The organism is Clostridium sp. AF20-7 (genome assembly GCF_003479275.1).
In the GTDB taxonomy this organism is placed as follows: Bacteria; Bacillota; Clostridia; order Lachnospirales; family Lachnospiraceae; genus Otoolea; species Otoolea fessa.
This window is the reverse complement of sequence record NZ_QUGF01000009.1, coordinates 126,798-139,667: the sequence shown is the minus strand read 5'-3', so window position 1 is coordinate 139,667 and position 12,870 is coordinate 126,798. Positions and strand designations below refer to the sequence as shown.

Sequence of the window (12,870 nt, the reverse complement as noted above, 5' to 3'; positions counted from 1 at the left end):
ATTTACGAATTTTCCAAATCCAGCAACATTTTCTTGACCTCTACCATACGGTCACGCAACACGACCGCTTCCTCGAAATTCAGCTCGGCTGCCGCCTGATTCATCTTCTTCGTCAGTTCCTTTACAAGTTTTTCTAATTCCTGGCGATCCATCGATTCCAGATCCTTCGTTACCTTATTCGTAACCGGTTCGGCTGCCTGCGAGATCGTGATCAGATCCCGGACAGCTTTCTTGATCGTCGTCGGCGTAATGTGATGTTCCTCATTGTACGCCTGCTGAATCGCGCGTCTTCGCTCCGTCTCCTCGATCGCCGCCCGCATCGAATCCGTGATCGAATCTGCATACATGATAACATGCCCCTCAGAATTTCGCGCTGCTCGGCCGATCGTCTGAATCAGGGACGTTTCCGAACGCAGGAATCCCTCTTTATCCGCATCCAGAATCGCCACCAGCGCAATCTCCGGGATATCCAGACCCTCACGAAGCAGGTTGATGCCGACCAGCACATCGAAGACATTCAGACGCATATCCCGGATAATCTGGGCGCGTTCCAACGTGTCAATATCCGAATGCAGATATTTGACGCGGATTCCCGCATCGCGCATATAGTCGGTCAGGTCTTCTGCCATCCGCTTTGTCAGCGTCGTAACAAGCACCTTAAACCCTCGATCCACCTCCCGGTTGACCTCCGAAATCAGATCGTCGATCTGTCCCTCGACCGGTCTCACCTCAATCGGCGGATCAAGAAGTCCCGTTGGACGGATCACCTGCTCTGCCCGCAGAAGCTCATGATCTGCCTCATACTCGCCCGGTGTTGCTGAAACGCAAAGAATCTGATCCAGTTTGCTCTCAAATTCTTCAAAATTTAACGGTCGGTTATCCAGCGCCGACGGCAGGCGGAAGCCATATTCCACCAGCGTTTTCTTGCGCGACTGGTCGCCCGCGTACATACCGCGCACCTGCGGCAGCGTGATGTGCGACTCGTCCACAATCACCAGAAATTCATCCGGGAAATAATCCATCAGCGTACACGGCGGTTCTCCCGGTTTCGAACCAATCAGATGACGCGAATAATTCTCGATACCGGAACAGAAGCCTGTTTCCCGCATCATTTCCACATCAAAATTCGTCCGCTCCGCGATTCTCTGTGCCTCCAGAAGCTTATCCTCACTCTTAAAGTAAGCGACCTGCTCCTTCATTTCCTCTAAAATATTGTTTGCCGCAATCTCCATCCGCTCTTTCGGGATGACATAATGCGATGCCGGGAAAATCGCGATATGTCCTAACTGCGCCTTGATCTCGCCCGTCAGCGTGTCAATCTCTGTGATCCGGTCTACCTCATCCCCGAAAAACTCAATCCGGTACGCATCGCCGCCCGAATACGCCGGGTATACCTCCAGCACATCGCCGCGCACCCGGAACGAACCTCGCTTGAAATCCATGTCATTCCGGCTGTACTGAATGTCGATCAGCTTGTGAATGACCTCGTCGCGGTCCTTCTCCATGCCCGGACGCAGGGAAATAACCATGTTTTTGTAATCGATCGGGCTTCCCAGACCATAGATACAGGAAACCGATGCCACAATAATCACATCCTGCCGCTCCGACAGCGCCGCCGTCGCTGAATGCCGCAGCTTATCGATCTCGTCGTTGATGGAGGAATCCTTCTCGATGTATGTGTCCGTGGACGGGACGTAAGCCTCCGGCTGGTAGTAGTCATAGTAGCTGACAAAGTATTCCACCGCATTATTGGGAAAAAATTCCTTCATTTCCGAATAAAGCTGGGCTGCCAGCGTCTTATTATGTGCAATAATTAACGTCGGCTTATTCAGCTTCTGAATCACATTTGCCATCGTAAACGTCTTGCCAGAGCCCGTTACACCCAGTAATGTCTGGAACTGATTTCCTTCCTTGAAGCCCTCCACCAGCTTTTCAATCGCCTGCGGCTGGTCGCCGGTCGGGCTGTATTCTGATACCAACTCAAAATGATCCATTGCTTTCTCCTGATTTGATATAATTCACAAATAAAGAATGTGCCTTTTTGTATAATAGGGGATTCCAAGGAATTTCCTATTACACAAAAAAATCCCATTAAGTATTTCTATTATACCAAATCCACCCATGAATGTATACATAAAAGCAGAACAAATCAGCACAAACGTTCGATTTTAGATAACTGTTCACAGGTGGGAATTTTCTGAATTTTCTAAACTGAGAATTCCATACGATACAGTTCTGGTTGCAGATTTTGCCGCCATTCCTATTATTTGTTTACTGTATTATTTCTTTCTTCCCGCGACTACTATCAGAACGATTCCTAATACTCCCATCATCCCCGCATACCCCACAAACGGCACGCTCACGCCCTCACTGAATCTTCCCATCCATTTCAGCACAAACGGCGAACACGCCGCTCCCAGATTGCAGCCGACCAGCACGATTGATGTGGCTGTATTGATAGAAGACTGCGGAATCTGCTCGGAAATCTGGTGGAAGGAATAGGTAACCAGAACGGTATAGAAAAATCCAACGATACTAATGCCAATTCCAATCAGCGGCAGATTGCCCGCATATGCGGTCAGAAGCATCCCCGCTCCAAGCATCAGGCATCCAACCCCCGGCAATTTTTCCTTCCACCACATCGTCAGTTTTCCAAAATAAACACCGGCAGCTATTCCCATCAGCATCATGAGCGTGAGAATGATGCTGGCTTCCGACTCCGTTCCAAGTTTCTTCTCCAAAATCAGCATCGGGACACGCAGGGAATTGGAACAGTAGATGCAGATGACAAATCCCGCAAACAGTGCATAAGCAATGGGCAGGACTTCTTTTTTCCAGCATTCTCTTTTTCCATCTGCCTCCGCTTCCAGACTTTCTTTCTCTGCCCCTGCACTCTGTGAGCCCGCACTCTGTCCCATCTCCATATTCCCCGGAACCCATACAAGATACAGAAGTACAATCACAAATCCGAGCGCGTACACCCAAAATGCCAGATTCCACCGGATCAACACCAATTTTCCAGCAACCAGCGTCATAACCGCGCTTCCCAGCACCTCCGCCGATCCGCGGTATCCGAGCAGCGCCGCTTTTTCCCTGCCTTCATAATATTCACTGAAAATGCTGATTGCTTTCGCATTAATGAGCCCAATCCCGATCCCCAGGAAAATCCTGGACGCGAACATCACCGGATATTCCTGTACAAACACCGGTACCATGCCGCTGACCGATAAAAGAAGCAGACCGCCCACAATCATTGGACGGTCTTTCATATAACGCGACAGCCATGCATTCAGCACGATCATGACAGTGATCGCAAACGACGGTGCTGAGATCAACATCTCCACCTGTGCGGTTGTATATTCACTGAAATGCTGCAGCAGCGATGGCAGCACGATCGAAACAGAATACGCCGATGTCAGTATCAATGACAGCGATAGCAGCGCTATTTTCTTCATTTGTTCTTTCATATTAATTTCTCCCCGAATGTAAGTTTTATACTAGAATTCTGATTGCTTCTGTCCTATCCATTCACAATCGCAGGCAACACAATCCATGTATCGTTTCTTAAAACAATACTCCATTCCTTTTATCATAAATGAAATTCATTCAGAAAGAAATACTTAAAATTTTTTTATTCTAAGATTTTTATTCTAAGGTAGATGTTTCACTGTTCACACATGTGTTCCCAGTAACGGGATTTTCAGTTCAGAAAATTCCCACCTGTGAACAGTTACGTTTCTTCGTTACCTATCCCCGCGCAAACCAGTCTTTCATGCACTGAAGCACCTGCACCAGCTCTTCTTCCTTGATAATATACGGAACCATCGCGTACAGATAATTTAAGAACGGACGGCTGAACACGCCACGTTTGTACGCATATTCCTGATATCCTTTCAGGACTGCCGGATCATATACCTCGACGCAGACGCATCCGCCCATCATGCGGACCTCCTTGATTCTCGGATCGGTAAATCCCTCCATCTCCCGGCGGGTGATGGCTTCGATCTTCTTAATCTTTTCCATGTAGTTCTGTGTTTCAAACAGCTCGATCGAGGCAAGCGCTGCACTGCACGCGAGGGCATTCCCCATGAAAGTCGGTCCGTGCATCAGCGCATGTTCCGGGTTATCATCGAAAAATCCATCAAATACCTTTTTATTTGCCACAGTCGCCGCATGACCAATGTAACCGCCGGTCAATGCCTTTCCGAGAACCAGAATATCCGGAAGCACCCGATCTGCCACAAAGCGGTTTCCGGTTCTGCCAAATCCGGTTGCCACCTCATCAAAAACCAGCAGCACGCCGTATTTATCACAGAGTTCCCTTGCCTTCTCCAAAAATGAAATATCGTACATCCGCATTCCGCCAGCGCCCTGTAAAAGCGGTTCCACCAGCACGCAGTTCAACTTATCATGATACTGTTCAAATGCTTTCTCCAGCGCCGGGATCTCAGTCGGAATGTGAACCACATACGGGCTTGCACCATAGGCTTTCAGCACAAAATGGTAGTCCTCATCATCGCCTGCCTCCATCGTCTTAAAAGTATCGCCGTGGTACGCGTGTTCCAGCGCCAGAATCATCGTCCGCTTCTCATCGCCGCGGTTCATATAATACTGCAGCGCCATTTTCAGCGCTACCTCAACCGCCACGCTGCCGGAATCTGAAAAAAAGCAGTAGTCCAGATCGCCCGGCAGCCAGGACGCCAGTTTTTCTGAAAGCCTGCGCGCCGGCTCATGCGTCAGCCCGCCCAGCATCACATGAGAAAATTTTTCTACCTGTGAAATAATTGCCTGATTGATCACCGGATGTTTATATCCATGAATTACACTCCACCAGGACGAAACCGAATCAATCAGCTTCTGATCCTTCGTGTAAAGATATACCCCGTTCGCATCCACGATCTCATAAGGTGCTTTCATTGTTTTTAACTGTTCATATGGATACCAGATCATTTTTCTTCTCCTTTTTATCTTCTTTCTTACGCATACAGCCCTTTCAGCGTCTCCACATCCATGGAAAGCTCCATATCTCCATCCGCCACACAGGCAACCACCGGAACGCCCGTGTAATATTCACACATTTTCCGGTTATCCTCATGAAGCAGATTTCCCGCCTCATAATGGTTGAAAATAATTCCCTTCAAGGCAATTCCCTGTTGTTTCAGATAATAGGCAGTAAGCCCCACGCCATTGATCGTCCCAAGCCCCGCATCCGCAATCAGCAGGCAGCTAAGCCCGCACGCTTTTACTACTTCTGGAAGACGGATATCCGCTTCATCTATGCAGAGTGGACAGAGGATTCCGCCGCTTCCTTCCATCGTCACATACTCATATTTTTCACAGACTTTGCGAAAATCTTCCAAAACCCGATCCATCCGAACCGGGGTGCCCTCGAGGCGGGATGCCAGATGCGGCGATACTGCCGTCTCATACACATACGGACACATTTCCTCAAGCGGCTGCCCAATTCCCGACATTGTTTTTACCTGCAGGGCATCTCCTGGAATCAGGCTTCCATCCGCACGCCGCTCATTGCCGCTCATTGCCGCTTTATAATACACCGCATCCGCGCCGCTCTCCCGCAGTTTTTTCACAATCAAGCCTGTCACATACGTTTTTCCAATATCCGTTCCCGTACCTGTTATAAAAATCCCCTTGCTCATCTTTTATCCAAGTCTCCCTCCCTGAATCAGCGGAATCATCCGTTTTCCTATGATGGCAGCCACAATACAGAGCACGATATCGCCCGGAACTGCCAGAACAAAGCAATATAAAAACAGCGCTCCTACGCCGATCGGCGAATTCAGATAGAAATTGCTGATCACGTAGTAATAAATCATTCCAAATGCATAGACAATAAAAAGTCCCAGAAAATTAGCTCCCAGCAGGCGCCGGTAACTCGGATGCGTCTTGGCATTGGCAATTTTACCATTCACATACGCCGCAACCGCAAATCCGATGATATATCCAAAACTCGGCTGGAAAATATATCCCGGTCCGCCGCCCTGTGTGAAAATCGGAAGTCCAATTAAACCTAATACGATATAAACCACAACCGCCAGCGCCCCGTTGACCGGACCTAAAAGCAGACCTGCCAACATCGTAAATAAAAACTGCAATGTAAACGGAACCACCGGAACCGGTATCTTGATAAATGCTCCCACTGCAATCAGTGCGACAAACATCGCACACAAAACTAAATCTTTTGTCTTCATGTGTTTCAAACCTTTTTCCTCCTTGGTTATCTGAATGATTTCAGGCATCCGAAGCCATTCTATTCTCGCACATGTACATAAATTTCTCTCCGCAACCCCTGTTCCAACCATCTAAAACAGCAGCGGCCGTTCCAGATCCCGGGTAGTCGAAACAGATGCAGAACTGATTGCAAGCATAACATAGCCTTTTTCTATTGTCAACCTATTATTTTTATATAGTTAACAATTAGTTTTTTATCTGTTTTTATCTCTTTCCTTCCCATAATCTTGTTTCTTATATCCCTTGATATACATACGTTTCCCGTCCGTCCACACATTCACTGCCCCTGAATCCGCCGTTCTCCAGATCTCCGTTCCCGTCTGTTCCAGACGTTCCACCGCCTCCGGTGCCGGATGCCCGTAAGTATTTCCCTCTCCATAAGAGAGCACCGTGAAAGCTGGGGAAAAGCACTCCAAAAACTCCTCTGAGGAGGAACCGTTCGAACCATGGTGTGCGGCTTTTAACAGTGTCACTTTTTCCCTCTTTTTGTCCTCTTCCACCGCCAGAATCTTCCTTTCGTCCTCCACTCCAATATCTCCTGTCAGAAGCATACAAAACTTTCCATACGTGACATCAAACACCAGTGAATGACTATTTCGCTCCTCGGCTGGCGTTTCCCCCGCCTCCGGGTACAGGCACCGAAGCGCCAGGCTTTTCGCCCGCACCGTTTCTCCCCGATGCAGATAATAGACTTCCGCACCCCGTTTTCTGGCAAGAGTTTCCAGTTTTTTATATGCCTCCTGCCCTTTTCCCGCCGCCGGAAGTGCCAGATTCCGCACCCGGATATCTGCCTCCTCCTTCAAAAGCCATTCGATCCCGTTCGTGTGATCCGCATCCGCATGGCTGACCAGAATCCAGTCCAGCGTGCGGATTCCCTGACTTTTCAAAAATGGTTCCAGCACATTTTTCCCGATTTTTTTATCCTGGCTGCTGCCACAGTCCGAAAGAATTGCCTCATCCTGCGTCCGCAGAAAGACGCCGTCGCCCTGTCCTACATCGAGAAACCAGATCTGAAAGCCATGAACAGGCTGAACTACTAAAAAGACTACTGCCACAGCAATAAACACACTATTTTTTCCCTGTGCATTCCAGTCTTTTGGAAACCGAAAAATCCCTTTTCTCCCTAAATTATCTCTTGCTTCTCCCACACTCCATACATATCGAATCCCCAGCGCCACATAAAACACCCCTATTTTCCACATTTCCGGGCGTCCTGCCACGATGGAATGAAACGGCACGCGTTCCACCTGGATGCAAAGCCATTCATACAACTGAAAAATATAATGCCCCGGACCCGTACATGCACTTGCCGCTATTCTGAATATTTCTGGTATTTCTGATATTCCCGATGCCGCACCTCCAAAAGCCGAAAGTACTCCCGCAATGCTGCTGCCTCCGCCCATCCCCCCAATTTTTCCTCCTACAAACGCTATACTGTAAATTCCAAGCGCCAGCAGACCGCTTCCGGCTGCATACGTGAGAAGCGGAATCACGATCAGGTTCAGAAAAATTCCCAACATCGGAAATGTAAAATAGTGATACAGCTGAATCGGCATCGTATAAAACTGAATTGCCGAGCTGAGCATGAATGTTTCATATCCTTTCTTTTTTTCTTTCTCTTGTTCCTCCTCTTCCCGCTCTTTTCTCTTTTTTCCCACTTTCCGCAGCCGCTCCGTCTCCAGCCCAATCGCGGCAACCGCGCCATAGGAAAGCTGCAATCCCGCTGAAAAGAGCAGATACGGCGACTGCCACGCCTGCAAAATCAAAGACAGCGACAGCGCACTCAGCAGATCGTAACTCCGCCCCAGATATGCCGCCAGACAGGACACCTCTACCATAAATACCGCCCGGAATACCGATGCTCCAAATCCGGTTACAAAACCATAAAAGGTAAGAAGCGCTGAAGCACCCAGTCCCGCCCATCCATACGATATGCCCCAAAAACGCAGTGCGCTGTAAACGCTCATGCCAATCAAAGAGACATGAAGCCCGCTGACTGCCAGAATATGTGCAATCCCATTATCCTGAAACCGTTCGCGCAGTTCTTCCGATAACCCGGATTTATCCCCCAGCAAAATTGCCTGGAAAATCCCTGCATCTTCTGGATCACAGATTTCCTGAAAAACAGCCGTCGCGTACGCCCGGAAGCATTCTGCCTGACTTCGGAGAGGGGAACTTTTTTCTTCTGAAATAAAAATCCGATCCGCCGTCACCCGGTTCCTGATTCCTAGTCCCCGGTAATACATCCGATACGAAAACTGCCCCGGATTGCGCGCTTCTTCCAGAAACTCAGCAGTTCCCGTCAGATGAATCTGACTTCCGCAGGGTGGCAGAATTTTCTCTTCACACTTCTCCAGTAAATCGCTTTTACACGATATCAGTACCTTTCTTACACTTTCATCCTCTACCTCCACCCCCGTCAAAATCATCGTACACCACCCATTTTTTTCCGAAACAGAATCCAGTGTTCCCGATACCGCCACCTCTGCCGAACCGCCCTTCTGCGTTACCATCCGTTCCAGCGCATCCGGGCGCATTTCCACCATCATCCGTCCCCATCCTGCCAGGAAACAGAAAAACAGCAGAAAGACACGGCACATCATCGGATCTTTCCAATTCCAGACGCGTTCTGCGTCTGTCTGAAAGTCCGAATCTACCCGTCCTTCTGCTGTTTTTATGACTGCAAGCCAAAAAAACGCTGCTGCAATTATAAACCACACCGTCATGCCCATCTGGTACGCTGCGACCTCTCCAAGTACGAAAGCCACCATCATCCACATTACCGGTCGTTTGATATTCAATTCCTCTTTTCTTGTATTCTACAAAACATCAACAAAATCCCATTGCTGCTCTCTTCCAAACATGGCATATACATTCTGTCTGACAGTTACTTCACAATATACTTCTCCTCTCTCTCCAGAGGCTGCACCAGCGAAATCACATTCCGGTACGTCACATCTGCCGAGCCATTGACCGTGATCTGTACTTTATTCACCGTCTGAAGCTCTGTCAGCGAATCGACGATCGCGTAAATCGGAATATACTCCGCCACATCGATATCCCCGGAAATAAAACTGCTATCCAGGTTGACATAGCAGGTATTATCTGTCAGTGATACGTTTAATACCTTTGTATTTTTCGGCATCACTGAAAGCCCGCCATTCTGGGAACCTGCCAGCAGCTGTTCCACTACCAGGCGTTCCAGCGACGTGTTCATACTGTGAAATACTTCCCGTTTTTCTGCCACCAGACCATCTTTTTCTTCATTGGCAAAATACAGGGTCAGCTCTACTTTTTCATACGAATTGACATCCGAAATACTGTCTACAAAATCACTTCCTGCGATCGCGCCCACCGGGTTCCCATGTGTGTCCAGGAGCGGCTGTCCCTCGCAATTAATGCTGATATAATCGACTCCCTTAACCTGTGTAAAGGTCTTTGCCAGCGCCGCCCGGCACAGAATCTCCCGCGACGCTTTCGTATTCATATATTCCTGATTAAAATTCAACGTCAGCACGTTATTGTCCCGGTTAATATCCAGGAATTCAACCTTATCGCTTAAAACTGCCTGATACTCCGGGTTTTCCGGCGCCGCAAGGATCTGCCCCGCCAGCTCCCCGATCAGGATCTCAGCGTCCGCCGTCTCCGTCTGATAGGAAACACTCGCCAGCCCCGTGCGCGTCGAATTGAGATAATAAATCTGATAGACGCCGTCCTCACCCGCCGTCGGATGCACCTCTTCTTTTTTTCGGCATCCGCTCAGAAGAAGCAGACATGCCAGGCAAAGGAGCAGCCACGAACTTACGCTTCCTGCCCGTTTTCCAGAGCTTTTTTTTCTTATTTTCTCCATTTATTATTTCCTGTTGTTATTTTGCAATCTATCTCACAATAGACATTTCCCTGACCTCTCATTCGAACACTGCAACCCTCAAATACTGCAACATTCAAACACTGAAACATCCGAACACGGCAGCATTCAAACACCGAAACATTCGAACACCGCAGCACCAGCAACCCTCTCGAACCTCTAAACCGCCCAGAACCACGCTGTCTACGGAATATAATTCAACGGAATCCGCACCGTAAAGGTTGCTCCCTTGCCTTCTTCACTCTTCAGGCGGATCGCGCCCTGATGAAGAAGAATAATATTCTTCGTGATCGCAAGCCCCAGCCCGGTACCGCCTGTCTCGCGTGAGCGCGCCTTATCTACACGGTAAAAACGCTCAAATACGCGCTCCTGGAATTCTTTCGGGATTCCCACGCCATTATCCTCTACCTTCACATAAAAGAACTTGTGGTCAGCATCCAGCGTCACCCAGACTTTTCCCTCTTCGCGGTTATACTTGATCGCATTTTCCACCAGGTTCGAAAGTGCCAGGCTCAATTTTACCTCGTCCACATCCGCCGATACTTCCCGCTTGCTCTCATACGTGATCTCAATGTTCCGCCGCTTCGCGATCGGGGTCAGACGTTTTAAAATCTGTTCCAGAAGACCATTGATCGAAGTCTGGGCAATATTCAGATCCGGCGATGATTTATCCATTTTGACTAACGTCAGCAGATCATCGATAATCTTGCCCTCGCGGTCAATCTCCGCCGAAATATCCTGCATAAACTCCTGATATAACTCCGCCGGGGCGTTCTCCATCCCCATCAGAGAATCCGCCAGCACCCTTATCGAAGTCAGCGGTGTTTTCAGCTCATGCGACACGTTGGAAACAAACTCCTGACGCGACTGATCCAGGTTTTTCAGCTTCCGGATGGTCTGCATGACTGCCTCCGAAATGTCCCGCGTCTCCCGGTACGTTTTTACATCAATATCCTGATCCAGATTTCCCTCTGCCACCATATCGAGCTGCTGCTGCAGGCGGCGGAATGGTTTCAGCAGGCAAGCCGCCGCCAATAAATCTGCGATCAGAATAAAACAGAACATAACGAGCTGCAAAAATCCCGTCTTCTGCACAATTTTCTCCTGCAAAAGCGCCGAATTTTCCGTGGACGCCATCAGAAGAAGGACTCCCTGCACGCCTGCCGTATTTTTCCCATTTCCGACTGCCACATCCGAATCGATCGGCGCTGCATCCGTGCTTTTTGCCTGAATCGGCTGCGCTACATAGAAATACTTTTTCTTCTGGTTCAGATAGCTGGAAGTTTCCCCGTCAAATGCCTTTAACACATCCGATACAACCAGCGTTTTCCCTCTGGAAAGACCAAATGTGTCTTTCAAAATTTTAAAGCTGTCGTCCACCAGCACGATTCTTCCGTTCATCAGATCCGCCGTTGTACTAAGTTCCGCATCCAGCGCCAGATTTGGATTTCCCGACAGCAGTACATTGATATAATCACTGCTGCGTATCTTGTTTGCTAAAATCAGACACCGGTTCTGCGCTTCCGCCATCCGTTCTTCCACGTGGCTCTGGTAAAAATACCCCGATGTAAAACGAACCTGTACCAGAAGCGGAACCAGCGTCAGGATCAGAAAGGCAAGGAACAGCGGGATTCGCATCCCAATCGTGTGCTCCATCGCTTTCCATATCTTTCTTTTATGTTCTGCTATTCTTCTCATGTTCCTGTCCTGAACGATTACAGTTCACACGCTCTTTGCGTTGCTTAACTTACTGACATTGGCTGTGAACTTTAACCCCGAAATGCTGCTCCGTAACTGCGTTTCTCACAACAACGATCCGATTTCAAGCTTCTTCGTTGCCGCAATCGCCAGCGCTCCCGGTCCGATATGGCAGGCTACACTTAAGGACAGCGGCTCTACACGGACTTCCGTCTCCGGGAAAAGTTCCCGAAGCTCGGCTGCCAGCTCCTGCGCCATCTCATCATTGGCGGTATGCGCTACATCAATATACGTTTTTTCTCCCGTCATATCATCAAACCGATTTTCCAGATCGCGGGTGATCGCCGTGATCATCATGGAACGCGCCTGTTTCATCGTCCGCGCCTTCGCAAATGCGTCCAGCTTCTCGCCCTGTATCGTCAGAACCGGTTTTAAACGGAGAAGTGTTCCGAGCGCTGCTGCCGCTGGTGTGATTCTACCGCCCTTTTTCAGATATTTTAATGTGTCAACTGTGATATAAATAGTTGAATCCAAACCTGTCTCTTCCAGCTTTTTGCAGATCGCCTCCGCGTCCATGCCGGCTGCCGCCATGTCAAGCGCATCCTGCACCGAACGGCGCTGGGTCACGGAAATCCTGTGATTATCCGCCACCTGCACTTTTCCGTCGAAATCATCTGCCAGCATCTTTGCCGTCTGGCAGGAGCTCGAAAGCCCGCTGGACATCGGAATGTGCACAACTGCATCGTATTCCTCCAAAAGTTTTTCCCAGAGATTTAAGATCGTCTCCGGGGACGGCTGGGATGTGCTCACATCGTGATCCCCGCTCAGATGCTCGTAAAATTCCTTCTGTGTCAAATTTATATCTTCCAGATACTCGGTTCCATCAATCATAAACGGCATCGGCAGGACATATACGCCCATCTCTTTCGCCTGTGCCTGTGTAATTCCGCTGTTGCTGTCTGTAACAACCGCTACCTTCATGCTTGTTTCCTCCTGTTTCCCTGTAAATCCGCTGCCATCCTATTTTCCGCATAACACTTTCTTTTCTAAAA

The 12,870-nt window shown here is 48.9% G+C and carries 9 protein-coding genes; all 9 read right to left on the bottom strand.

Features of this window, described 5'->3' with window-relative positions:
• Positions 1-2: 2 nt before the first annotated feature.
• The 9 genes from uvrB to DWX68_RS11015 all read right to left on the bottom strand — a co-directional run bounded on the left by uvrB (position 3) and on the right by DWX68_RS11015 (position 12,799).
• On the bottom strand, positions 3-1,994 hold the full coding sequence (uvrB, locus tag DWX68_RS11055; protein ID WP_118467275.1) for an excinuclease ABC subunit UvrB: 1,992 nt from the start codon (positions 1,992-1,994) through the stop codon (positions 3-5).
• Positions 1,995-2,279: 285 nt separating this feature from the next.
• Complete coding sequence (locus DWX68_RS11050; RefSeq protein ID WP_118629493.1) at positions 2,280-3,467, bottom strand: MFS transporter; 1,188 nt, start codon at positions 3,465-3,467, stop codon at positions 2,280-2,282.
• A 280-nt stretch (positions 3,468-3,747) separates the two neighbouring features.
• Complete coding sequence (bioA, locus tag DWX68_RS11045; RefSeq protein WP_118629491.1) at positions 3,748-4,950, bottom strand: adenosylmethionine--8-amino-7-oxononanoate transaminase; 1,203 nt, start codon at positions 4,948-4,950, stop codon at positions 3,748-3,750.
• Positions 4,951-4,976: 26 nt separating this feature from the next.
• Complete coding sequence (bioD, locus tag DWX68_RS11040) at positions 4,977-5,660, bottom strand: dethiobiotin synthase (protein WP_118629489.1); 684 nt, start codon at positions 5,658-5,660, stop codon at positions 4,977-4,979.
• A 3-nt stretch (positions 5,661-5,663) separates the two neighbouring features.
• The gene (locus tag DWX68_RS11035) at positions 5,664-6,212 is read right to left on the bottom strand and encodes a biotin transporter BioY (RefSeq protein WP_233430256.1); all 549 of its coding nucleotides are present in this window, start codon (positions 6,210-6,212) and stop codon (positions 5,664-5,666) included.
• 234 nt (positions 6,213-6,446) lie between these two features.
• Entirely contained in the window at positions 6,447-9,026 is a 2,580-nt protein-coding gene (locus DWX68_RS11030) for a ComEC/Rec2 family competence protein (RefSeq protein ID WP_182432179.1), read from the bottom strand.
• A 113-nt stretch (positions 9,027-9,139) separates the two neighbouring features.
• A complete protein-coding gene (locus tag DWX68_RS11025) occupies positions 9,140-10,102 on the bottom strand; it encodes a GerMN domain-containing protein (RefSeq protein WP_118629485.1) in 963 nt (320 codons plus the stop codon).
• 201 nt (positions 10,103-10,303) lie between these two features.
• Complete coding sequence (locus DWX68_RS11020; RefSeq protein WP_118524454.1) at positions 10,304-11,818, bottom strand: ATP-binding protein; 1,515 nt, start codon at positions 11,816-11,818, stop codon at positions 10,304-10,306.
• 105 nt (positions 11,819-11,923) lie between these two features.
• Complete coding sequence (locus DWX68_RS11015; protein ID WP_118629483.1) at positions 11,924-12,799, bottom strand: DegV family protein; 876 nt, start codon at positions 12,797-12,799, stop codon at positions 11,924-11,926.
• Between the last annotated feature and the right edge of the window lie 71 nt (positions 12,800-12,870).